The sequence below is a fragment of the Sphaerisporangium sp. NPDC049003 genome (genome assembly GCF_043197795.1).
Classification (GTDB): Bacteria; Actinomycetota; Actinomycetes; order Streptosporangiales; family Streptosporangiaceae; genus Sphaerisporangium.
Window position 1 is genome coordinate 1 of the sequence record NZ_JBICTU010000016.1, and the last position, 21,502, is coordinate 21,502.

A 21,502-nucleotide genomic window follows, 5' to 3' on the forward strand; every position below is an offset into this window, starting at 1 on the left:
CTTTCCATCTGTGGCGGCTTGGCATTTCCTTACCTGCGTAGCCGTATGTTTATGAACGAACCCCATCAAAACCTCAACTCGCCGGGGCCCTGACCCCACCCCAGGCAGGTCGGCCTCCTGACCTGGGGTTATGACGTGTTCCAGTATGTCCCGCGCGGCGGTGGCAGGAAGCGGTCAGGGCGGTGCAGCTTGCTGCCGCCGGTTCGTCTGGTTCATGGGTGGCGTTTCCCGCAGAGTTGTTTGTGCGAGAACAAACAAACAGCCCGCCAGAAAAGAGCCGAAGAAATGACGAACTCCACCAACTCCACCCGCACCGCCGGAACCACCTGGGACAGCTTCACCCGCACCCCCGGCACCACCTGGGACTAAGAAAAACCGAAAACCCGGTCCCAGCACGAAAACCCAATCAATCTTGCCGATGAACGCTCTTTGACCCTCCGCCCGACAGCACAAAAGAAGACGAAGCCAAGAGTAAACAGAAAGACCGGGCCGAGCCGGCCGAGACCATCGTCATTCAGATCCGAACCGATGGCGCCGGCGGACATCGGACGGCCCCACATCAAAAGCCAGGGCGACGCCGAGCCTCCCCTCTCCAGGTCCGCCGGCCAGACAGCCCCGGCGATTCCCCGCCACCCCGGCCCACCGCGACGCCCGCCCCCGTGGCACCGGCCGTGCCGTATCCGGCCCCGTGCCCCCCTTCCCCCTGCGGCGCTCGCGCTCGCTTCCCCGGTCGTCCCATCCATGCGTCCACGGGCAGGCCAGGCGTGGCCGTCATCACGCGCCTGGATCGCCGGCGTGCCGCCGACCGCCCGAAGGATGGACCGTATCGGCCATAACGGAATTGGCATAACCCCTTGCGGACGCCCCACCGAAAGTATTAATGTTCGGTTCGCGGCTGGAACGCGGCCCGGCCGCGAAGTGGCGAGGGTCAGGCCGCACGGCCGGAACGTTCCGCGTTTCCCATGCGCCCGGCCGTGCGGTCCCCCGCGTCACGAACGAGCGAGACCGCCTTCGCGCGCTCGCGCCCCACAGGCAGGCCGACGTCCTGACCTGGGGTGATGGCTCAATCCCGTATGTCCCGCGCGGCGGTGGCAGGAAGCGGTCAGGGCGGTGCAGTTTGCTGCCGCCGGTTCGTCTGGTTCATGGGTGGCGATTCCCGCAGAGTTGTTTGTGCGAGAACAAACAAACAGCCCGCCAGAAAAGAGCCGAAGAAATGACGAACTCCACCGCCTCCACCCGCACCGCCGGAACCACCTGGGACTCCTACAGCCGCACCGCTGGAACCACCTGGGACAGCTACTCCCGCACCCCCGGCACCACGTGGGACTAAGTTCATCGAACCAATCGGAATCCATATTGACAGCCCACCGGCCATCCTCTTGAAACCGATTGACAAACTCATTCGACAGCACATGATCCGGCACAGCGCACAGCGAATGGACAGACCAGGCCGAGCCGACTAAGACCATCGTCATCCGGATACGAACCGATGGCATCGGCGGACGATCAAACGGCCGCACATCGAGCCGGCCAGGGCGAAGCCGAGACATTCCTCTCAGGCCCCCGGCCAGACCGCTCCCAGTGAGTCCCCACCGCCACATCCAGGCACGCGTGTGTCCTCTCCCCTGCCACGTCCGTCGGCGGCCCCGGAGGCCACGACGTGAACCACCACATCCCCTCGGCGCCGGCGACACCCGCCGCCTCATCGAGCTACTCGGAGAAGAGAACCGATGCTTTCACTACAGGGCTTCATCAACGGCGACATCGCGGCGCTGGTGCTTGTCGGGCTGTTCACCATCACCTGCCTGGTACAGGCCTGGATGGAACACCGGGACGGCGTGAAGGACACGATGGAGAACAACAGGGACAACCTCTCCCTTCGATGAGCGGGCCGAGGCTCCCCCGGCGACACCCGGCCCGCTTACGCTTGCCAGGACCCGCGATCGGGGAGAGTCTGGCCGGGGAACCACCGATCGCAGCCGAGGACCGCCTCATGAAGAAGCTGATCAACAGCGCCGGCTCCGTCGTGACCGACGCGCTCGCCGGAATGGCCGAGGCCCACCCCGGCCTCCGCGTGGACCCGCAGAACAAGATCGTGTACCGCCGGTCCGCGCCCACCGAGGGCAAGGTGGGGCTGGTGTCCGGCGGCGGATCCGGTCACGAGCCGCTGCACGGGGGCTTCGTCGGGTACGGCATGCTCGACGCGGCCTGTGCGGGAGAGATCTTCACCTCACCGGTCCCCGACCAGGTCGTCGAGGCCACCAAGGGCGTCGACGGCGGCGCAGGGGTGCTGCACATCGTCAAGAACTACACCGGCGACGTACTGAACTTCGAGATGGCCGCGGAGCTGTGCGCCGAGGAGGGCATCGAGGTCGCCGTCGTGCTCGTCGACGACGACGTGGCGGTCAAGGACTCGCTCTACACCGCAGGCCGCCGCGGCACGGGCGCGACGGTCTTCGTGGAGAAGATCGCCGGAGCGCTCGCCGAGACCGGTGCGTCCCTCGCCGAGGTGGCCAGGGCCGGCGAGGAGGTCAACGCGCGCAGCCGTTCGTTCGGCGTGGCGCTGTCCCCCTGCACCGTGCCCGCGGCCGGGAAGCCGACCTTCGAGCTTGCCGGAGACGAGATCGAGCTCGGCATCGGCATCCACGGCGAGCCCGGCCGCACCCGCGCGCCCGCCGCGCCCGCCCGCGACCTGGCCCGCGTCGCCATGGACGCCGTCCACGCCGACATGCCGCTCTCCGGCGACACCCTGGTGATGGTCAACGGCATGGGCGGCACCCCGCTCGTCGAGCTGTACGTGGTCTTCGCCGAGGTCGCCGCCTACCTGCGCGAGAAGGGCGCCGAACCAGCTCGCTGCCTGGTCGGCAACTACGTCACCAGCCTCGACATGCAGGGCTTCTCGGTGACGGTCTGCAAGCTGACCGACGAGCTCACCCGCCTCTGGGACGCCCCGGTGGAGACCCCCGGCCTGCGCTGGGGCCGATGACGCTCCGAGCGGGCAGGACCACCCGCGCATCGCCTCAAGGAGTCGCACGCCATGGACGCCCAGTTCTTCACCGCCTGGATCGAGGAGGTCGCGCGGGCCGTCGGCGCGAACCGCGACCACCTGACCCGGCTCGACGCCGCCATCGGTGACGCCGACCACGGCTCCAACCTCGACCGGGGCTTCACCGCCGTCCGGGAGGCCCTCGCCACGCCCGGCGACACCCCGGGAGCCGTCCTCACCCTCACCGGCACGACGCTGATCCGCAAGGTCGGCGGCGCCTCCGGCCCCCTTTACGGCACGGCCTTCCGGCAGATGGGCAAGGCCCTCGGGGCGAGCCCCGACGTCACGCTCACCGACCTCGCGTCAGCGCTGGAAGCGGCCCTCGCGGGCGTGCGGAGGCTCGGCGGCGCGGCCGAGGGCGACAAGACCATGGTCGACGCGCTCGCCCCCGCCTCACGCGCGCTCACCGCGGCCGTACAGAACGGGACGAAGGCCGAGGAGGCGCTCGCCGCGGCGCGCGCGGCGGCGGAGGAGGGCGCCCGGGCGACGATCCCGCTCCAGGCCCGCAAGGGACGCGCCAGCTACCTCGGCGAGCGCAGCATCGGCCACCAGGACCCGGGCGCCGCCTCCACCGCGCTCATCCTCACCGCCCTGCACACGGTGGCCGGCGGATGACCACCCCCGGCGGCCTGGTGGGCATCGTCCTGGTCTCGCACAGCGACGCCCTGGCGAGGGAGGCGGTGGCGCTCGCCGTGGGCATCGCCGGTCCGGACGTACGGGTCGCCCCGGCGGGCGGCACCGACGACGGCGGTCTCGGCGCCAGTCCGGACAAGGTCGCGGCGGCCATCGAGGAGGTCGGCCGGGGAGCCGGGGTCGTCCTCATCCCCGACCTCGGAGGCTCGGTGCTGACGGCCCTGCTGTTCGAACGGCCGGACGAGGTCGTGATCGCCGACGTCCCGTTCGTCGAGGGCGCCATAGCGGCGGCCGTGGCGGCCGGGATCGGAGCCTCGCTGCAAGGTGTCCTCGACGCCGCCGAGGACGCCAGGACGTACCGCAAACTCTGACAACGATCGCCCCGTACCTTCTCGGCGAATGGGCGTCCACCGCGGAAGCGGCATATGTAAAGATCTTTATATGAAGCGATTAAGTAGTGTTCTGTTGTCTTTGTTCTGCCTGCTGACCGTGGTCGCGGGCGGCGGGATCGGGGCCGCGTCGGCCGACTCGGCGGCGGTGGCGGGGACGCTGGACGTCCCCACACAGCTGACCGCGATGCGGAAGCTCGACTTCATGATCGGCCGGTGGGCCGGCACCGGCTGGACCTTCAGCAGCTCCGGCGAGCGTCAGGAGTTCATCCAGACCGAGAACGTCCGGCGCCAGGTGGGCGGCCTGGCGATCTCCGTGGAGGGCGAGGGCCGGGACAAGGCCCAGCCGAAGCGGGTCGTGGACACCGCGCTCGCCGTGATCAACTACAACGACGCCACCGGCCAGTACCGCTGGGAGGCGTTCTCCGCGGGCTACGTCACCACCGCCACGCCGGTGGTCGGCGACAACCTGTTCCAGTGGAGCCTCCAGACGCCGCAGGCGACCATCCGGTACACGCTGAAGTTCACCCGCAGGACCTGGCACGAGATCGGCGAGTTCAGCGCCGACGGCGGGCAGACCTGGCGCCAGAACTTCCAGATGGATCTGCGCCGCGTGGCCTGAACACCCCGTCATCCGTGGCCGCTCCCCTCCTCTCACGGAGGGGAGCGTCTTCTTGTCCGGATTTTTCCGTACGAATACCTCTTACACCGCTAATTACGGCTTTCAGCACGTAGCCACCGGCCCGGGTTACGCATTACGCATCGACCGAAGGATCGATACGTATGTACACGGCCGGGTAATACGTAATGTTGCGACCTATTCTTGCCGTTGTTCTGGACCGGCCTTGACCCATGGTCGATGATGCATTTGGCCTGCATCCAGTCCAAAGGAGCACATCATGGGCTTGAACCTCCGAGTGGTCGTCCCGCTCGTCTACGCGATCGCCGTCATCGTGGCCCTGGTGGTCAACAAGACGGCCGGTGGGGTGGTCGCCGTGGTCGGCGCCATCCTGGTCGCCCTGTTCTTCGTGAGCTACGGCCGCAGGGCCAACCGCTCATAGAGGAGTCAGTGCGAACAGCGCGCCCCACGGGTCGTGAAGGATCGTCGCGGGGCCGTGCTGTGCGGTGATCGTGGCGCCGAGGCGCTCGGCCGCGGTGAGCGCGGCCGGGCAGTCCCCGGCCCCGAAGAACGTCACCCACTGCGGCGCCAGCCCGCTCCGCGGCCCCCGGGTGGCCCTCGGCGGCGCGGCGGCGTCGAACAGCTGGCCGTAGAAGGCGTCGGCGAAGGCCACGTCGTCGGCCCACAGCTCGTGGCGGCACCACGTCCCCGGCTCGTCCACCACCACGATCCCGGTCTCCCAGCGGCCCTGCCAGAACCCCACGGCCGCCCCTGACGGGTCCACCGCGAACAGCAGCCGCCCGTCGTGGCCCGCGTCGACCGGGCCGAAGATGACCGTGCCGCCCAGCCCCCTGACCCGGCCCGCGACGGCGTCGGCGTCGCTGGTGGCCAGATAGGTGTTCCAGGACGCGGGAAGAGCCCGCCCGGGCGGCACCCGGCCGAACCCGCCCACGACCTCATCGCCCAGGTGGATGAACTCGTACCCGCCGGTCTCCTTGAACCCCCACCCGAACAGTTCGCCGTAGAAGGCCCTGGCGCCCTCCGGGTCCAGCGCCGCGTAGTCCACCCAGCACGGCGACCCCGGCTCATAGTGCTCGTGAATCGGCATGCGCCTCCTCCATCATGGCCAGCCGGAGGTGGGCGCCGATGGCGGGCGCCACCGTCTCGGGCCGTTCGATCATGCACAGGTGACCGGCCGCGGGGACGGTCATCGTCCGGCACCGGGGGACGGTCGCGCGCAGCAGCTCGGCGCTCGACCGGAAGGTCTTCATGTCCTCGTCGCCGGCCACGACCAGCGTGGCCGCGCGGATGCCGCCGAGGTCCTCGACCGTGTGGACGTGCCGGCTGAGGCCGTACATGGAGCCGTCGCGCAGTTCCCGCCAGCCGTGCCTGGCCACGATGGCGCGCAGCCGGGCCCGCAGGGCGGGGTGCCGCTCGGTGCCGCGGAAGATGTCCGGCGGCGAGGTCATCCACAGGTCGGCGAGCTGCTCGCCGGTCGCGCCCTGGCGCGCGAGCATGGCCAGGGCGCGGTAGTGCTCCCCCGTCCCGGGCTCGGCGGGCGCGCCCGCGATGGTGGGCGAGCCGATGATCAGCCCTCGTACGGCCTCCGGATCGTCGATGGCCATCTGCAGGGCGACCATCGAGCCGATGGACTCGGCCACGACCATGCGCGCCGACTCGGCCCTGGCCAGCGCGGTCAGCTCGGCCGCCAGCCCCGTCAGGGACGTCCCGGGGACCAGCGGCCCCGACCGGCCGTGGCCGGGCAGGTCGACGCCGATGTGCCGCCGGCCGGGCAGCAGCGCCCACAGCCGCTCCCACACCGACCAGTCCATCGTGTAGCCGTGGATCCACAGGACGGCCGGGCCGTCGCCGTGCGTGCGCACATGCAGGGTCATGACAACGCTCCGAAACTCGCGCAGAACTGGCGGAAGGCGATGACAGGGGCGTCCCCGGCGTCGAGCCGCTGGGGTGCGTCGAGGTCCAGGTGGTCCCAGACCACCCGGTCCTGGTCGAAGGCGTAGCGCGCGCCGTGGATCAGTGCGGGCAGCGCGTCGGTCTGGTCCGGCCGCACTCCGATGGCGACCCGGCCCACGCAGCCCTTCTCGCGGGGGACCGCCCCCGTGATGATCGTGTAAGGCGCCTGCTCGCCGCCCAGTTCGGTGACCACGAGATGCGGGCTGAACGCGCGGGCCACGAACCGGGAGGCGAAGTCCAGCCGCCGCTCCTTCTCCCAGGGCGGCGCCTTGGTGCGGAACTCCCCCTCGATGACGAGGTCGCCGTGCTCGCCGAGCGTGGCACGCATGCCCCGGACCGCGGGCACCAGGTGGACCGTGCTGAAGTGCTCGGCGTCGAAGGCGTTCTCGACGACGTACTCGGCGGGCACGCTCACGGGCTGGATCACCGCGCCGACGACCAGCAGGTCGGCGGCGACCTGCTTGATCGCCTGCTGGAAGCCCCGGTCGTCGCCGGGGCCTTCGGAGAGCCTGACGAACAGGGCCGCGCCCGCGCGTTCTGTCGGCAGCTCGGCCACCGACCAGCGCCGGCCGCCGTCGCCCAGCGAGATCCGCTTCCCGTGGAACGGGCAGATCACGCACGAGCCGTCCAGCTTGCCGCCGTAACCGAGGTGGGCGCCACGGTGCGGGCAGGCTCCGTCGAAGACGCGGATCCGCTCGCCGTCCCGGACGGCGATCAGGGCGCGTTTCCCGAGCCGGAGCGGCGTGATCTCCTCGGTGAGCTCCTCTTCGAGCGCCAGCAGGAACCATCCCCCATGCTGTGTCATCGGCGTCATCGGCATCCCTTCAGCGCCTCGATCACTTCGTTGGCCGCGCGTTCGCCGGTGGCCATGGCCATGTGCGCCATGGGCGGTCCTGAGCGGCCCACGGTGGCCTCCCCGGCGAAGAAGAGCGTGCCGCCCATCGGCTCGGCCCAGACCTCGGGCGCCCAGAGCGCTCCCACGCCGGGATAGGTGAACGCGCCGCCCGCCCACTCGTCGGCGCCCCAGTCGGCGACGTCGACCGCCGCGGGCTCCAGCCCTCGGGTCCACGGCATCGCCTCGCCCAGCAGCGTGGACAGGCCGCCGGGTTCACGCGCGATCGCGCGGGCGGACCGGGCCGCGCGGTCCTTGGCCACGACGAGCACCTCCGGGCGGCCCGCCGTGGCGCTGAGGAATCCGAGCCGCCCGCCGGCGTCGAAGACGACGCCCGACTCGGGGGCGGGGACGGGGTAGGTGACCACGGCGCACCACGCGTCGCCGAGCCGCAGCTCGTACGCGGCGGCCTGCTTGCGCACGGGCAGGTCGTTGATGACGAGCCTGCCGCCGGCGACCAGCGGGGGCGGGACGGTGACGACGGCCGCGGCGGCGGCGGTCGTGCCGCCGGCGGTGAGGACGTCCACGTGGCCGGGAGACCAGGCGACGCGCAGCACCGGGGTGCCCAGCCGTACGGACAGGCCGGAGGCGAGCCTCGCGGGCAGCCGGTCGAGACCTCCGGGGATCGGGAACTCGCCCCGGCCCACGCGCGCCGCGCGACGGCCGCGGGCGAGGCCGAGCGCGCTGAGCACGTCCGGGTCGGCCGCCCAGCTCTGCCGGAACCACTCGGCCGTGGCCTCTGCCGCCGAGGGGGCTTCGCGCTTGAGCCATTCGGTGACCGGCACGTCCTCGGTCGCGCCGTCGAGCAGGCGCTCCTCCAGCACCGGCGGAGGCGGGCCGCTCTCGGCGAGGACGGCCATGGGCCGCACCTCGTCGCCGAGGAGCACCCAGGCCGTCCGGCGGGGCAGGGGCGGCGGACGTTCCTGGCCGGGAAGGGACCAGATGGGGTTGCGGTCCCCGTGGATCACCTGCGCGCCGAGTTCCAGCAGCGAGGGCCGGTGGGTGCGGATCCGGCCGCCGACCCGGTCCCTGGCCTCCAGCACGGCGACCGCCAGTCCCGCGTCCCGCAGGCGCCGGGCCGCGGTGAGGCCGCTGATGCCCGCGCCGATCACGACAACGTCGAACTGCGCCACCGTTCACCCCCTTGTAGTAGTTTGTCCACCGCATGATCAGGAGGACACGTGATGGCGGCTCCCCGCACCCTGCCAGGCGATCTTGCCCACCCGTTCTCACCGCGTGGCCGGGTCGACCCGTACCCGGCGTACCGGTGGCTGCTGGCCAACGACCCGGTCCACTTCGACGTGACCTCGCGCATGTGGCTGCTGACCGGCCACGCCGACTGCTCGCTCGTCCTGCGCGACCCGAGGTTCTCCGCGGCGATGGGCCAGCGGGAGCGGGTCAGGGAGGACGCGCTGCCGCCGTCGATGCTCACCACCGACCCGCCCGAGCACCAGCGGCTCCGCGCGCCGGGCGCGCTCCTGATGGGCCCGGCGGCGGTACGCGGCGTCGCGGACGGCATCGCGCGCGAGGTCGACCGGATCCTGACGGAACTGGCGGGCCGTACCGGCGTCGAGGCGACGGCGGACATCGGCGAGCCGCTCGCCACCGGCGTGCTGGCCAGGCTCTTCGGCCTGCCGCCCGCCGACCACGCGGCCTTCGCCGACCTGGCCCGCCGCGTCTCGGCGAACCTGGACCCCCTCGCGGGACCGCAGGCCGCGGCGGCGGGGCGGGTCGCGATGGGGGACCTCACGCGGTTCCTGGACGAGCGCGCGGGCGGCGCCCAGGACTCGCCCTGGGGCAGGCTCGTGGCCGACGACCGGCTCACCCGGCCCGAGAAGCTCGGCATCGCCTCCCTGGCCGTCGTCGGAGGCTGGAAGCCGCTGGCCGAGATGGTGGGCAACGCGCTGTACTGGCTGCTCCCCCGTCCGGAGGTGATCGAGCGGCTGCGCGACGGAGGGGACGAGCTCGCGGTGACGGCCGTGGACGAGCTGCTGCGTTTGGAGTCACCGATCCCCTTCACCGCGCGCGTGACGACGGAGGCCGTGGCGCTGGCGGGCGGGACGATCCCCGCGGGTGCCCGGGTGCTCGCGCTGGTCGCGGCGGCGAACCGGGATCCGGCCGTCTTCGACCGGCCGGATGACCTGGTGGTGACCCGCTCGCCCAATCCACACCTCGCGTTCGGCACCGGCACCCATTTCTGCCTGGGTGCTCCTCTGGTCAGGCACGCCGGGGCACTGCTGCTGCGCGAGCTGCTGTGCCGCCATCCCGGGCTGCGGGCCACGGGGGCCACGCCCGTCTGGGCTCCGTCGCTCCTGCCCCGGCGGCTCGACGGCTTCAACCTCGCCATCTGACGGGCCCGCCGGGCGGCCCGGTCACTTGACGTTCGCGCCGCGCCAGCGGAAGGTGAGCAGGCTCAGCAGCAGCGAGGCCACGCACCACGCCGCGAGGACCGCCGCGACGTGGCCGAGCTCCCACGTGCCCGCGGGCTCCACCCTGGCGAAGTCGGCCGGCAGGAACACCGAGCGCAGGCCCTGCGTCATCCACTTGAGCGGGAAGAACGCGGCGATCGTCTGCATCCACACGGGGAGCTGGCCGTAGGGGAAGAAGACGCCCGAGATGAACTGCAGGATCAGGAACGGCAGGGTGACGATCGCGGGGGCCGACCTGGCGTTCGGGATGGCCGTGCTGAACGCGACGGCGAGCAGCGCGCAGGCCATGGCGCCGAGCAGGAGCACCCAGATGAAGGTGAGCCAGTGGGTCGCGTCCGGCGGCATCGGCAGGTGGAACAGCGCGACGCCCACCGCGACCAGGACCGCGGACTCCAGCAACCCCGTCACCACGACGCGGACGATCTTGCCGATGAAATAGGCGGACTTCGGCATCGGCGAGGACGCGAGCCTGCGGATCATGCCGGTGTCCCGCTCGATCGCGATGCTGATCGCCAGGCCGTTGAAGCTGACGCTCATGATGCCGCAGGCGATGATCCCCGCCACGAACATCGTCTTGAAGTCGGTGTGCGTCCCCGGCACCGTGCCGGAGAAGATCGAGCCGAGGACGAGCATCAGCACGATCGGCAACAGCAGTGTGAAGAACAGTGACTGCCTGTTGCGGAAGAACGACTTCAGCTCCACCGAGGAACGGGCCACCGAGGCCCGCCACAGGCTGGAGCTCTGCCCGGCGGTCCGCGCCGCCGGGCCCTGTTCGACCACCGCCGTGCCAGGAGTGATCATGAAGTGGTCCCCTGATTCTCTCGGATGAGCGTGAGATAGACGTCCTCAAGGGTGGGGCGCTGGATCCGCAGACCCGGCAGCTCGGGGACGCCCGCCTCCGCGGCCCACGGGAGAATCGCCGCGAGGGCCTGCGTCGGATGGTGGGTGTGGAGGGTGACGACCTCGTCGTCCGGCGGATCGACCAGCGCGTCCGCGGGCAGTTGCGGCAGGGCCTTGCCCACCAGGCCGCCGACCCGGGTGAAGCTCAGCATGGCCGGGGTGCCGAGACGCCCGCCCAGCTCGGCGACCAAGCCGACCTCCACGACCTTGCCGGCGACGATGACGGCGGCCCGCTGGGCCAGCGCCTCCACCTCGTCGAGGTAGTGCGTGGTGAGCACGGTGGTCTTGCCGCGATCGGCGAAGTACCGCACCAGGTCCCACGCTTCGAGCCGGGCCGCGGGGTCGAGGCCGGTGGTCGGCTCGTCGAGGAAGATCAGGTCCGGATCCCCGATGATCCCCACCGCCACGTCCAGGCGGCGCAACTGGCCGCCCGAGAGCGACTGCGCCTGCTTGTTCTCCTGCTTGCCGAGCCCCACCATCCCGATGGCCTGCGAGACGGGAAGCGGCGCCGGGTAGAACGCCGCGAAGTGCTCGACGACCTCACGCACCGTCAGGTCGGCGTAGGCGCCCGTGGACTGGGGCACGATGCCGAGCCGCGCACGCCACTCCGGGGCGTCCTCGGCGGGATCACGGCCGAGGACGCGAACCTCGCCACCGGTGCGCCGGCGAACTCCCTCAAGGATCTCGACCGTGGTCGTCTTTCCCGCGCCGTTCGGCCCCAGCAGGGCGAAGACCTCGCCGGAGTAGACGTCCAGGTCCACGTCCTGGACGACACGGGCGCCGCCGTAGGACTTCCTCAGCCCACGCACGTGAATGGGGTTCGCCTGATCGACGGCCGTGGCCATGACCTCTTCCTCCTCTCGGGGGACCGCCATGCAGGCGGTCCCCTGCGAAGGCCGCGCGGTCCGCGCGGCCGGTGTGCCGGGCCGCTTCCGACTCAGGTGCAGCAGCAGCAGGGGCAGCAGCAGCAGTTGATGTCGATGGCGCTGTCGGGGGAGACACCGGCCGAGATCGAGTCGAGGTCGCCCTCGGACAGCTCGGCCATGTCGATCTGCGGGGTCTCCGGGACGTGGAACTCGAAGACGCCGGTGTCCAGACCGCGCTCCCACAGGCCGACCTGGACGTCGAGGTTGGTGTCGTGGTGTCCCTCGGGCACGGTGCGGACGAGGGTGATCTGGGCGCCCGCGGGGAGCTCCAGCCCGGCCTCGGCGAGCGCCTCGCGCGGGTTGCTGTCGAGCTTGGCCGAGAACTCCTCGCTCGACCAGGCGGTGATCAGGACGCGGGTGTAGGAGTTGACGAATTCGGTCCGCTCTGCGGGATTCAGGGCCATTGAGTCCTCCTGGAGCTTTTCACTTGGCGCGGTGCGCCGTCCTGGAATGGAGTCTTGCACGCCTAATTCAAGCTGCCCAGACTTAATTTCCGATCGCCGAAGATAAGTATTGAGGGGCCTAGGCGGCTGGGGTACGCTCCAAATGGATCGGCATGAATAATGCGACTCCACCCGTACGTATTAAGCATTCGGTAATACGTATTCGGAATCGAATTTCACGTAAGTGATTCGGAGAGCTGATGTCCGGTACGTACGTATCTCCCCGGCTTCCACCGGGACCCGGCGGAACCCAGAGCCTGCGCGCGATGCGTGAGGCGCCGCTCGACTTCGTCACCTCGATGGCGGCCTACGGCGACGTCACCCGGCACGACGCGGACGGCGAGCAGGTCTACATGCTCAACCGGCCCGACCTCGCCAGGTACGTCCTGAAGGAGAACGGGTCCAACTACACCAAGGACCGCACGCCGGACGACGACATGCTCCGCCCGCTCCTCGGCAACGGGCTGCTGACCAGCAGCGGCGACGAGTGGGCCGCGCAGCGCCGTATGTGCGCGCCGGCCTTCCGGCCCTCCGAGGTCGAGCGGTTCGACCAGGTCATCACCGACGCGGCCGCCGGACTGCTGAACCGCTGGACCGGCGGCGGCGAAGGCCAGGCCGTACGCGTCGACCACGACCTGACCGCGCTCACGCTGACGGTCATCGTGAAGGCCATGCTCGGCACCGACATCGGCGGCGCCGGGGACGGGTTCGGGCGCGCGGTGGACGCGGTCAACCGCTTCATCGGCCACTACGTACCGGGTGACGCGATCGACCCCGCGGATACGGCCGTACGATACGCAGGCTTCCACCAGGCGCGTGTGTTCCTCGACCGGGTGACCCGCGTCATCATCGCCGCCCGGCGCACGGGCGGGGGCGGCGGGCACGACCTGCTCACCTCGATGCTCGCGTCCGGGCACGCGATGTCCGACACCGACCTGCGCGACCAGGTGCTGACGATCATCATGGCCGGGCACGAGACCACGGCCAAGTCGCTGACCTGGACGCTCTACCTGCTCGACCGCCACCCGGAGGCGGCTCGGGCGGTGTACGCCGAGATCGACGAGGTCCTCGCCGGGCGGATGCCGACGGCCGCCGACCTGCCGAGGCTGGAGGCCTGCCGCCGGGCCATCCAGGAGGCCATGCGCCTCTACCCGCCCGTCTGGCTCATCTCACGGCGCTCGGTCGAGGACGACGTCATCGGCGGCTACGACGTGCCCGCCGGCACCCTGGTCTGCGTGAGCCCGTGGGTGCTGCACCGCGACCCGAGGTACTGGGACGAGCCCGAGGCGTACAGACCTGAGCGGTTCGCGTCCGGACGGGCGGCGAGGCACCTCAGCCACCAGTACCTGCCCTTCGGCGGAGGACCGCGCATCTGCGTCGGGCAGCACTTCGCGCTGGTCGAGGCGACGCTCGTGCTCGCCGTGATCCTGCGGGAAGCGCGCCTTGAGCTGGTCGAGGGCTTCCCGGTGGAACCGGAGGCCCTGGTCACCCTGCGGCCCCGGCACGGCATGATGATGATCCCGAGGCCGCGATGACGGCGCAGGAGGCCGCGGTCCACAGGGCCGGGTCCTACGACGCGGCCAACACGACGTGGGGCGGGCTCGGCGGCGAGCTGGCCCGGCTGGAGGCCCAGGCGGCCCTGTCCTTCGACGAGGAGCTGCGCATCCTGCGCGACCTCGGTCTGCCCGGGGCGGGGCCGCTGCTGGAGCTGGGCGCCGGGTCGGGCGCCGTCACCCGCCGGCTGCGCGCCGCCGAGCCCGATCTGCCCATCGTGGCGGCCGACATCGACGAGAAGGTGCTCGCGCACGCCGCGGGCGCGGGAGCCCCGCTCCTGCTGGGCGACGCCGCCCGGCTGCCCCTGCGTACGGGAAGCGTCGGCGGGGTCCTGCTCAGGTACGTACTCCAGCACGTGGCCGATCCGGCGCCTGTGGTCGCCGAGGCGTTGCGCGTGCTGCGGCCGGGCGGCCTGCTGGTCGTCATCGAGGTCGACAGCATGCTGTGGGGCCTGGCCGACCCCATGTACCCCGAGCTCGCGTCGGTGCACGGCACGATGGCCACCGCACAGCGCGACGCGGGGGGAGACCGCCAGATCGGCAGGAAGCTGACCCGGCTGCTGCGCCGGGAGGGCTTCGCCGACGTGGTGCTGCGCCCGTTCGCCACCACCAACGACGACCATCCGACGGAGTCCTTCGCGCCGCACCTCGGCCCGGAGCGGCTGGTCCCGCTGGTGGCGTCCGGCGCGTTGTCGATGGCCCAGCTCGCCCTGGCGACCGACCGGTGGAAGAGGTTCCGCGCCGACCCGGACGCCTGGGTCATGTTGCTCGGATTCGTCGTCGCCGGGACCGCACCGGGCGGCCCGGCCGGATCACCTTGGAGGAAGAGATGAGCCCGTTCTGGAAGATCTTCATCGCGATCTTCTGCTACATCAGCGCGATCGTCGGCCTGGGGCTGGCGATCGCGAACGCCAGCCAGAGGCCGCCCTCGACGACGACCGCCATCATCTACGGAGTCGCCGGCCTGGTCTTCCTGGTCGGAGGCATCGCGCTCAGCCGCAGGCCGCGCTACTAGGCCGCCGGGGAGTGGCCGGTCGCCCGCGGCGGACGCGGACGCACCGGCCTCGCCGGTCACATTGCCGGAGCGGGGCTCACGTGGGGTCGCAGGGCCGGATCTCCACGATGTCACCGGGCGCGTACGGCATCTTCCGCGCCCAGACCTCGGCCTCCTCGGCCGACTCGACCTCGATGATCCAGAGCCCGCCGATCTGCTCGCGGCCGACGGCGTACGGGCCGGGGACGGCCGGGCCGTCCGGCCGGACCAGTTTGGCCGTGCGGGATCTGGTCAGGCCCGCGCCGTATTTGATGCGGACGCCCGATTCGACCATCGCGCGGCCGAATTGGCGGTGCCCCTCGGCCATGCGCTCGCGCTCGTCGTCGCTGAATGCGTCCCACAGCATTTCGTCGCCGTGGATCAACAGGAGAAAATCCATTTGTTGTCCTCCTTCTCGGGTCTGGCCGCGGACGCATATCCGCGAACCAGACCTCGAGGCGCGGGCGGGCCGCTGAGGCCGTCGTTCCAGAGCCATCTTCCCGGGTGGCGGCGACGCAACTCAACCGAGTTGCCCAAGCTCAGAGGAACTGAGCGGTTCCGGGGCCGTGCGTCGGCTCAGAGGAACCGAGCGGTTCTGGGGGCGGCGTCACATCTGACGCCGGGCCAGGCGGGCGAACAGGCCGTCGGTGTCGGAGACCAGCTCGTCGTACTGGCCCTGCTGGACGATCCGGCCGCCGTCGAGCACCACGATCTTGTCGGCGTCCTTGATGGTGGACAGCCGGTGGGCGATCACGATACGGGTGGCGTTCAGCCGGCGGGTGCTCTCGGCGACCACGTTTTGGGTCGGGTTGTCCAGGGCGCTGGTGGCCTCGTCGAAGAAGACGATGCGGGGCCGGGAGACCAGCGCCCGGGCGATCATGATGCGCTGCCGCTGGCCGCCCGACAGGGTGTTCGTCCCCTCCGACAGGACCGTGTGCATGCCCATGGGCATGGCGGTGATGTCGTCGGAGACGCCGGCCATCGCGGCGGCCTCCCAGGCGTCGTCGACGGTGTGGTTGCTGCTGCCGATGATGTTCTGCCGGATGTCCCCGGCGAGCAGGGCGCCGTTCTGCAGGACGACGCCGCACTGCCGCCGCACCGCGCCGATGTCGAGCTCGCCCAGGTCCTGGCCGTCGTACAGCACGGTGCCCGCGACCGGTTGCTCGAAGCCGAGCAGGAGGCGCAGGATGGTGGACTTGCCGCTGCCGGTGGGGCCCACGATCGCGACGAACTCGCCGGGGTCCACCGACAGGTCGACGTCGCTCAGCACCAGGGGGCCGTCCTCGCCGTACCGGAAGGACACCCGGGAGAAGGCGATACGGCCGGACAGGTCGCCGGGGTCGGCCTTGCCGGTGAGCTCCTCGGGCTCGGCCGCGAGGACCGGGCGCATCTTCTCCAGCATCGGCACGACGCTCATCGCGGTCATCGCGGCGCCGGTGAACTGCAGCACCGAGGCCATGAGCAGGTTGAACGCGGCGAAGAACGACAGGAAGACGCTGATCGGCAGCTCGCCGTGCATCGGCCCGGCCACCACGGCGAAGATGAGGACCGAGCAGACCAGCGGGAACCCGGCGCTGAACGTCGTGACCAGGTTCTGCAGCCGCCGCGCCGACGCGGAGGTGCTGCGGGTCTGCAGGAAGTCGCGGTTCCACACGCCGAACGCCTGGTCCTCGGCCGCGGCCACCCGCAGCTTCGGCACGGCGCTCAGGAGCTGGAACACCCGCGAGGACAGCCGCTGCTCCTGCTCGTACAGGCGTCGTTGCAGACGTATCTCGAAATATCCGGCGACCGCGCACACGAGGACGCTGACCAGCACGAGCAGGGTGGCGATCAGGGCCATCCTGCCGTCGTAGAAGAACACGAGCACGAGGTTGGCCAGCCCGCCGAACAGACCGAGCGTGGCGGTGGTCACGACGCCGGAGAGCATCTCCTGCGCCGCGCTCACGCCGAGCACGGTCGTGCCGAGCTGCCCGGTGGAGTAGTGGGCGAAGAACGTGGCGGGCAGCGACAGCAACCGGGTCCAGGCCCCGGCCTGCAACCGGGCCGACGACCGCCCCTCGATGCGCAGTGCCGCGATGTTCTGCACGATCGACAGCGCGCCGGCCACGAACGCTCCCCCGATGACCAGCAGCGCCCCCTGCACGATGAGGTCGCGCTGGGCGCTCGCCACGAACGTGCCGAGCACCAGCCCGGTCATGGAGGGCACCAGCAGGCCGATGATCGCCACGAGCGTGCCGAGGGACGCCAGCACCCAGAAGTCACGGCGGTTGCGCGCCAGCCCGAACCGCAGCAGCCCTGCCACCGTGCGCACCTCGCGCGGCAGCGGCTGGTACAGCACCTCCGCGCGGTTGGTCAGCGTCTCGGCCACCGCGTGCGTGATGGGGGTGACCCGGTTCTGCCCCGGCTGCGCGAGCACGTAGTGCGAGCCGATCGGCAGCAGCGCCACGGGCGTCTCGTCGCCCTTGCGGAAGCCCACCATGGGGCCGAGGTCCTTCTTCCACCACCCCTCGTCCAGCCGTACGGACCGGGTGCGCACCCCGGAGGCGAGGGCGATGGCCTGGAGGGGGTCGATCTGCCTGCCGTGGGAGCCTCCGGGCGGGGGCGCGGTGACCCGGAACCCTCCGTGGGAGGCGACGAGCCTGGCGGCGGCCAGCGCGGGGGAATCGGTGGTGACGTCGGCCAGCCGCACCCGGGCCTCGGTGTCGCGCACCAGCGTGTCGAAGCCCCGCCGGGCGGTGCGCAGGATGTCCTTCTCCCGCTCGTTCCGCCGGGCGAGCATCTCCAGCTCGCGCGCGCCCTGCCGTTCGACCCGGCGGTCCACGGTGTACAGGAAGCGGGTGGCGTACTCCACCCACCTGGCCCAGATCGTCTCGTCGGCCAGCAGTTCCCAGGTCGTCCTGGCACGCAGCCGGGCCGGGCCCGTGGCGACCAGCCAGTCCCGCTCGGTCACGCAGATGTGGGCGCCCGCGGTGAGCCGGCCCGCGACGCCTTCCGGCATCTCGACCACGCCGTCCTCGACGCCGACCCAGCACAGGCCGTCCACCGACCGGGTCGCCGCGCCGTCGGCCAGATCGGTGGGCGCGCCGGGCGACAGCGCGACGAACTCGCGCGGGGGCAGGTTGTCGCGCATGGCCTGGGCCAGCGAGATGATGCCCGCCTCCAGGCCGCGGACGAACTGCTTGACGGCCACCTCGTGCTCGTCGGGGAGCAGGGGGCCGGACGGGCCGGCCGACAGCCCCCGCAGCCGGCCGAGCGGCATCCGGGACACCCGGGTGCCCGGCACGGGACGGCCCACGATGCTGTGCTTCGGGCCCTTGGGCGAGCCGAGCAGCAGCGACCCCTCGCTGATGCGGCACAGGAAGTTCCACCGGCCCACGGGCTTGCCGTCCTCCAGCCGCACCGCGAACAGGTCGACGGCCCCCTCCTCGACCAGCAGGACCTCGCGCAGGTCGGACGCCACGAGCAGGCGGTCGGCGGAGTAGTCGACGGGCGTCGCGGCCTCGGCGAAGAACGGCGCGAATCCGGTCACGGTCAACCCCTGTCGCCGTTGCTGTGGGCGTTCTCGATGAGCCTCGCGTAGTGGCGGCCGGCGGCGAGCAGTTCCTCGTGACGGCCGCGCTCGACCACCTCGCCCTTGTCGAGCACGAGGATCTCGTCCGCGTCCCTGATGGTGGACAGGCGGTGCGCGATGATGAGGCAGCCGCAGCCGCGGCGGCGCAGGTTGTCGGCGATGATCCGCTCGGTCTCCGGGTCCAGCGCGCTGGTCGCCTCGTCCAGCACCAGCAGCGTCGGCTGGATCGACAGCGCCCTCGCCAGCTCCAGCCGCTGCCGCTGGCCGCCGCTGAAGTTGCGGCCTCCCTCGCGGACGCCGCTGTTCAGACCACCGGGCCGGGCGGCGATCACGTCGAAGATGGCCGCGTCGCGCAGGGCCGCGATCACCACCTCGTCGGCGATGTCGTCGCTCCACAGCGTCAGGTTGTCGCGCACGGTCCCCTCGAACAGCGTGATGTCCTGGTCGACGTAGGCGATGGACGCGGCCAGGGCCATACGCGACTGTTCGAGCCTCGGACGGCCGTCCAGCAGGACCTGGCCCGACCCGGGCACGTACAGGCCGGCGGCCAGCTTGCCGACGGTCGACTTGCCGCTGCCCGAGTGGCCGACGACCGCCACGCGGCGGCCCGGCACGATCGAGAACGACAGGTCCTTGATCACCGGCGGGGCGATCGGGTTGTATCCGAAGGACACGTGCGAGAACTCCATGCAGCCGTCCAGGCGTCCGTCCGCCGGCTCCTCGCCGGGCCTCGGCTCGAAGCACTGCGCGACCGGGTAGCGCTCGACGTCGTACAGGCGGTTGATGTCCGCGGAGATGTTCTGGAGCTGCCCGCCCAGGTTGGTGAGCTGGGTCACCGGACGCGACAGGGAGTTGAGCAGCGTCTGGAAGGCGACCAGCATGCCGACGCTGATCACCCCGTCGACCACGCGCAGCCCGCCGATGAGCAGGATGAGCCCGCTGTTGATCCCGGCCAGCAGCGGGGGGACCACGGTGAGCGTGGCGGTCGCCACGCCGAGCCGCTGCTTGGCGGTGACGGCCTTGGCGAGGAACCCCGACCAGCGCTGGAACGCGTTCGGCTCGGCTCCGCTGGCCTTGACGGTCTCGATGAGCTGCAGGGTGTTGAACGTCGTGGACGTCAGGTTGCCGATGTCCGCGCGAAGCGCCGCCACCGCGTCCGTGCGTGCCCGGGAGACCCGCCTGAGCACGAGGATGTTGAGCATCGCCATGCCGACCCCGAGCAGGCCGAGCATGAGGTCGTACCGGATGAGGATCACCGCGTAGAACAGCACGAGCACCAGGTTGATGACGGTGATCGCCAGGTCGCGGGAGAGGATCTCGCCGACCATGTCGTTGGCCTGCACGCGTTTGGCCACCTCGGCCGGGCGGCGTTGCAGGTAGAACTCGACCGGCAGCCGCAGCAGATGCCGGAAGAAGCGGGCCGAGCTCACCAGCCCGAACCTGATCTCCAGCCGCAGCAGGTAGTGCCGCTGCACGGAGGTCAGGACGAACACCGAGACCGCGGTCACCGCCATCCCGAGCAGCAGGGGGTACAGGAAGTCGGGGTCGCGACCGGACAGGATCCGGTCGATGAACAGCCGGCTGAAGGCCGGGCCGATGATGCCCGGGATCACCAGGATCAGGCTGGCCAGCAGGATCAGCGGCAGCGCCCGGCCGGACGGCATCCGCCGCGACAGCAGGGCCTGGCCGACCCGGGTGGGGCGCCCACCGGGCTCGAAGTCCGGGCCGGGCTCGAACGTCAGCACCACCCCGGTGAACCCGGAGTCGAAGTCCGCCCAGTCGATCAGGCGGGGGCCGCTGGCCGGGTCGTTGACCGCGACGACCTTCTTCCCGAACCGGGTGCGCACCCCCTCCACGACCATGAAGTGCTGGAACGCCCAGAAGATGATCGCCGGCTTGGCGACGGTGCGCAGGTCGGCGGCCTCCATCTGGAAGCCCCTGGCGATCAGGCCGTGGCGCCGGGCCGCGGCGAGCACGCTGGAGGCCTTGGCCCCGTCACGGGAGACGCCGCAGGCCGACCGGAGCTCCTCCAGCGGGACGAACTTCCCGTAGTACCCGAGGATCATCGACAGGGAGGCGGCGCCGCACTCGACCGCCTCCATCTGGATCACCGTCGGCGTGGTGCTCCGCCATCTCCCCCAGCGCGCCTTGGGCTCCTTGCCGTCCTTGGCCCCCTTGGCGGCGGCCGGACGCCGCGGCCCACCCCCCTCCGGGGCCAGGGGTGGGCTCGCCGTGGCTTGGCTCATTCGTCTCTCCTCTTGGAGCCGTGACTGGTGCCGCTCAGCGGCCGAGGAGCAGGTCGAACAGCGTCTGACCGCCCAGGTTGATCGAGCCCGTGACGTTGACCTGCGACGAGAGCCGCATCGGCGGGCCGTCCTTGGTGGACCAGGCGAACCCCGAGGTCGTGCCCGGGTCCCGCTCCAGGTCGACGATCACCAGCCGGGGCGGTGCTCCCTTGACGTAGCCGCGCGCCGCCGCCTCACCGCCGACGAGGTCCGCCACACCCTCCAGCATCAGCGGGTACGTGCTCACCGACGCGACCCGGCCGCGCAGCAGCCCGAAGGCCCCCGGCGGAGCCGAGGAGACCGCGAGGTCGACCTCCCTGCCGGGGACGACGCCCAGCGTGCGGTCGCCCGGGACGAACAGCATCGCCACCAGCCGGTCGTCGGGCGCGTCGGTGCGCTCGATGGTCATCAGGTCCTCGCCCGGCGTGACCATGTGCCCGTCGTCGGCCGTGCTGGCGACCACGTGCCCGGTGAACGGGCTCTTGATCAGGCGCGAGGTGTCGTCGAGCTGGACGATCTCCGCCACCGCCTGGCCCCGCTGGACGGTGTCGTCCGGGTGGACGTACATCGAGCGGACCATCCCCGCGTACGGGCTCTGCAGCTGGGCGGTCCCGCCCGGATGGGTGAGCAGGCCGGTCGCGGACACCGTGATCGGCATCCGGCCGACGAAGGCCCACACGGTCACCGCCGCGACGATGATCAGCACGACGAACGTGGCGATCCATCCCCGCGGGGAGGCCAGCAGGGTCGGGGAGTCGAGCTCGTCGGGCTCCCGCATCCGCTGGAGCGCCTTGTAGCGGAATTTCATC

Annotated in this window: 21 protein-coding genes; 10 read left to right on the plus strand and 11 right to left on the minus strand. The window is 71.1% G+C overall.

The features are described 5' to 3' along the window. Nucleotides 1-1,730 precede the first annotated feature (1,730 nt). From ACGFIV_RS18670 to ACGFIV_RS18695, 6 genes are all read left to right on the plus strand, one after another. Entirely contained in the window at nt 1,731-1,886 is a 156-nt protein-coding gene (locus ACGFIV_RS18670) for a hypothetical protein (protein WP_358560452.1), read from the plus strand. A 107-nt stretch (nt 1,887-1,993) separates the two neighbouring features. Next, nucleotides 1,994-2,986 (plus strand): dihydroxyacetone kinase subunit DhaK, encoded by a 993-nt coding sequence (gene dhaK, locus ACGFIV_RS18675; protein ID WP_358560454.1) that lies wholly within the window; start codon nt 1,994-1,996, stop codon nt 2,984-2,986. A gap of 51 nt (nt 2,987-3,037) precedes the next feature. After that, nucleotides 3,038-3,661: a dihydroxyacetone kinase subunit DhaL gene (gene dhaL, locus ACGFIV_RS18680; RefSeq protein WP_392836310.1), complete on the plus strand. Its 624-nt coding sequence runs from the start codon at nt 3,038-3,040 to the stop codon at nt 3,659-3,661. Next, the gene (locus tag ACGFIV_RS18685; protein WP_392836313.1) at nt 3,658-4,050 is read left to right on the plus strand and encodes a PTS-dependent dihydroxyacetone kinase phosphotransferase subunit DhaM; all 393 of its coding nucleotides are present in this window, start codon (nt 3,658-3,660) and stop codon (nt 4,048-4,050) included. Before dhaL ends, ACGFIV_RS18685 begins: the two co-directional genes overlap by 4 nt. A 94-nt stretch (nt 4,051-4,144) precedes the next feature. Continuing rightward, nucleotides 4,145-4,690: a hypothetical protein gene (locus ACGFIV_RS18690; protein WP_392836316.1), complete on the plus strand. Its 546-nt coding sequence runs from the start codon at nt 4,145-4,147 to the stop codon at nt 4,688-4,690. Between the two features lie 277 nt (nt 4,691-4,967). Then, entirely contained in the window at nt 4,968-5,129 is a 162-nt protein-coding gene (locus tag ACGFIV_RS18695; RefSeq protein WP_358560462.1) for a hypothetical protein, read from the plus strand. Here ACGFIV_RS18695 and ACGFIV_RS18700 read toward each other — a convergent pair. From ACGFIV_RS18700 to ACGFIV_RS18715, 4 genes are read right to left on the minus strand one after another with little or no spacing between them, the layout of a single operon-like run. After that, a complete protein-coding gene (locus tag ACGFIV_RS18700) occupies nt 5,124-5,795 on the minus strand; it encodes a VOC family protein (protein ID WP_392836320.1) in 672 nt (223 codons plus the stop codon). The genes ACGFIV_RS18695 and ACGFIV_RS18700 overlap by 6 nt on opposite strands. Next, nucleotides 5,773-6,582, minus strand: coding sequence for an alpha/beta fold hydrolase (locus ACGFIV_RS18705; protein WP_392836323.1), 810 nt, complete (start codon nt 6,580-6,582; stop codon nt 5,773-5,775). Before ACGFIV_RS18705 ends, ACGFIV_RS18700 begins: the two co-directional genes overlap by 23 nt. Continuing rightward, entirely contained in the window at nt 6,579-7,475 is an 897-nt protein-coding gene (locus tag ACGFIV_RS18710; RefSeq protein ID WP_392836327.1) for a Rieske 2Fe-2S domain-containing protein, read from the minus strand. The genes ACGFIV_RS18705 and ACGFIV_RS18710 overlap by 4 nt, the downstream gene beginning before the upstream one ends. After that, nucleotides 7,472-8,686: a flavin monoamine oxidase family protein gene (locus tag ACGFIV_RS18715; protein ID WP_392836330.1), complete on the minus strand. Its 1,215-nt coding sequence runs from the start codon at nt 8,684-8,686 to the stop codon at nt 7,472-7,474. Before ACGFIV_RS18715 ends, ACGFIV_RS18710 begins: the two co-directional genes overlap by 4 nt. A gap of 51 nt (nt 8,687-8,737) precedes the next feature. Between ACGFIV_RS18715 and ACGFIV_RS18720 the strand changes: the two genes are divergently transcribed. After that, nucleotides 8,738-9,904, plus strand: coding sequence for a cytochrome P450 (locus tag ACGFIV_RS18720; RefSeq protein ID WP_392836333.1), 1,167 nt, complete (start codon nt 8,738-8,740; stop codon nt 9,902-9,904). A 21-nt stretch (nt 9,905-9,925) separates the two neighbouring features. Here the strand turns inward: ACGFIV_RS18720 and ACGFIV_RS18725 are convergent, their stop codons facing one another. The 3 genes from ACGFIV_RS18725 to ACGFIV_RS18735 all read right to left on the minus strand — a co-directional run bounded on the left by ACGFIV_RS18725 (nt 9,926) and on the right by ACGFIV_RS18735 (nt 12,212). Continuing rightward, nucleotides 9,926-10,783: an ABC transporter permease gene (locus ACGFIV_RS18725; protein ID WP_358553015.1), complete on the minus strand. Its 858-nt coding sequence runs from the start codon at nt 10,781-10,783 to the stop codon at nt 9,926-9,928. Continuing rightward, a complete protein-coding gene (locus ACGFIV_RS18730) occupies nt 10,780-11,757 on the minus strand; it encodes an ABC transporter ATP-binding protein (protein WP_358553017.1) in 978 nt (325 codons plus the stop codon). Before ACGFIV_RS18730 ends, ACGFIV_RS18725 begins: the two co-directional genes overlap by 4 nt. Nucleotides 11,758-11,819: 62 nt before the next feature. After that, the gene (locus ACGFIV_RS18735) at nt 11,820-12,212 is read right to left on the minus strand and encodes a hypothetical protein (RefSeq protein WP_358553019.1); all 393 of its coding nucleotides are present in this window, start codon (nt 12,210-12,212) and stop codon (nt 11,820-11,822) included. A gap of 305 nt (nt 12,213-12,517) precedes the next feature. Between ACGFIV_RS18735 and ACGFIV_RS18740 the strand changes: the two genes are divergently transcribed. Genes ACGFIV_RS18740 through ACGFIV_RS18750 form a run of 3 tightly spaced genes read left to right on the plus strand, consistent with a single transcriptional unit; the run spans nt 12,518 to nt 14,819 of the window. Further along, a complete protein-coding gene (locus ACGFIV_RS18740; protein ID WP_392836338.1) occupies nt 12,518-13,786 on the plus strand; it encodes a cytochrome P450 in 1,269 nt (422 codons plus the stop codon). After that, complete coding sequence (locus ACGFIV_RS18745; RefSeq protein WP_358553023.1) at nt 13,783-14,637, plus strand: methyltransferase domain-containing protein; 855 nt, start codon at nt 13,783-13,785, stop codon at nt 14,635-14,637. Before ACGFIV_RS18740 ends, ACGFIV_RS18745 begins: the two co-directional genes overlap by 4 nt. Next, entirely contained in the window at nt 14,634-14,819 is a 186-nt protein-coding gene (locus ACGFIV_RS18750) for a hypothetical protein (protein WP_358553025.1), read from the plus strand. The genes ACGFIV_RS18745 and ACGFIV_RS18750 overlap by 4 nt, the downstream gene beginning before the upstream one ends. A gap of 76 nt (nt 14,820-14,895) precedes the next feature. On the opposite strand, the gene ACGFIV_RS18755 is transcribed toward ACGFIV_RS18750, so the two are convergent. From ACGFIV_RS18755 to ACGFIV_RS18770, 4 genes are all read right to left on the minus strand, one after another. Beyond that, on the minus strand, nt 14,896-15,237 hold the full coding sequence (locus tag ACGFIV_RS18755; RefSeq protein WP_358553027.1) for a YciI family protein: 342 nt from the start codon (nt 15,235-15,237) through the stop codon (nt 14,896-14,898). Between the two features lie 207 nt (nt 15,238-15,444). Beyond that, nucleotides 15,445-18,366 (minus strand): NHLP bacteriocin export ABC transporter permease/ATPase subunit, encoded by a 2,922-nt coding sequence (locus ACGFIV_RS18760; protein ID WP_392836342.1) that lies wholly within the window; start codon nt 18,364-18,366, stop codon nt 15,445-15,447. A gap of 2 nt (nt 18,367-18,368) precedes the next feature. Then, nucleotides 18,369-20,654 (minus strand): NHLP family bacteriocin export ABC transporter peptidase/permease/ATPase subunit, encoded by a 2,286-nt coding sequence (locus tag ACGFIV_RS18765; RefSeq protein WP_358553031.1) that lies wholly within the window; start codon nt 20,652-20,654, stop codon nt 18,369-18,371. A 34-nt stretch (nt 20,655-20,688) separates the two neighbouring features. Beyond that, a complete protein-coding gene (locus ACGFIV_RS18770; protein ID WP_392836347.1) occupies nt 20,689-21,501 on the minus strand; it encodes an HlyD family efflux transporter periplasmic adaptor subunit in 813 nt (270 codons plus the stop codon). Between the last annotated feature and the right edge of the window lies 1 nt (nt 21,502).

What these genes read in the sequence shown, in the direction of transcription:
- ACGFIV_RS18670 (WP_358560452.1), top strand. Translation starts at nt 1,731, where the DNA reads ATGCTTTCACTACAGGGCTTCATCAACGGCGACATCGCGGCGCTGGTG.
- dhaK (WP_358560454.1), top strand. Translation starts at nt 1,994, where the DNA reads ATGAAGAAGCTGATCAACAGCGCCGGCTCCGTCGTGACCGACGCGCTC.
- dhaL (WP_392836310.1), top strand. Translation starts at nt 3,038, where the DNA reads ATGGACGCCCAGTTCTTCACCGCCTGGATCGAGGAGGTCGCGCGGGCC.
- ACGFIV_RS18685 (WP_392836313.1), top strand. Translation starts at nt 3,658, where the DNA reads ATGACCACCCCCGGCGGCCTGGTGGGCATCGTCCTGGTCTCGCACAGC.
- ACGFIV_RS18695 (WP_358560462.1), top strand. Translation starts at nt 4,968, where the DNA reads ATGGGCTTGAACCTCCGAGTGGTCGTCCCGCTCGTCTACGCGATCGCC.
- ACGFIV_RS18700 (WP_392836320.1), bottom strand. Translation starts at nt 5,795, where the DNA reads ATGCCGATTCACGAGCACTATGAGCCGGGGTCGCCGTGCTGGGTGGAC.
- ACGFIV_RS18705 (WP_392836323.1), bottom strand. Translation starts at nt 6,582, where the DNA reads ATGACCCTGCATGTGCGCACGCACGGCGACGGCCCGGCCGTCCTGTGG.
- ACGFIV_RS18710 (WP_392836327.1), bottom strand. Translation starts at nt 7,475, where the DNA reads ATGACGCCGATGACACAGCATGGGGGATGGTTCCTGCTGGCGCTCGAA.
- ACGFIV_RS18720 (WP_392836333.1), top strand. Translation starts at nt 8,738, where the DNA reads ATGGCGGCTCCCCGCACCCTGCCAGGCGATCTTGCCCACCCGTTCTCA.
- ACGFIV_RS18725 (WP_358553015.1), bottom strand. Translation starts at nt 10,783, where the DNA reads ATGATCACTCCTGGCACGGCGGTGGTCGAACAGGGCCCGGCGGCGCGG.
- ACGFIV_RS18730 (WP_358553017.1), bottom strand. Translation starts at nt 11,757, where the DNA reads ATGGCGGTCCCCCGAGAGGAGGAAGAGGTCATGGCCACGGCCGTCGAT.
- ACGFIV_RS18735 (WP_358553019.1), bottom strand. Translation starts at nt 12,212, where the DNA reads ATGGCCCTGAATCCCGCAGAGCGGACCGAATTCGTCAACTCCTACACC.
- ACGFIV_RS18740 (WP_392836338.1), top strand. Translation starts at nt 12,518, where the DNA reads ATGCGTGAGGCGCCGCTCGACTTCGTCACCTCGATGGCGGCCTACGGC.
- ACGFIV_RS18745 (WP_358553023.1), top strand. Translation starts at nt 13,783, where the DNA reads ATGACGGCGCAGGAGGCCGCGGTCCACAGGGCCGGGTCCTACGACGCG.
- ACGFIV_RS18750 (WP_358553025.1), top strand. Translation starts at nt 14,634, where the DNA reads ATGAGCCCGTTCTGGAAGATCTTCATCGCGATCTTCTGCTACATCAGC.
- ACGFIV_RS18755 (WP_358553027.1), bottom strand. Translation starts at nt 15,237, where the DNA reads ATGGATTTTCTCCTGTTGATCCACGGCGACGAAATGCTGTGGGACGCA.
- ACGFIV_RS18765 (WP_358553031.1), bottom strand. Translation starts at nt 20,654, where the DNA reads ATGAGCCAAGCCACGGCGAGCCCACCCCTGGCCCCGGAGGGGGGTGGG.
- ACGFIV_RS18770 (WP_392836347.1), bottom strand. Translation starts at nt 21,501, where the DNA reads ATGAAATTCCGCTACAAGGCGCTCCAGCGGATGCGGGAGCCCGACGAG.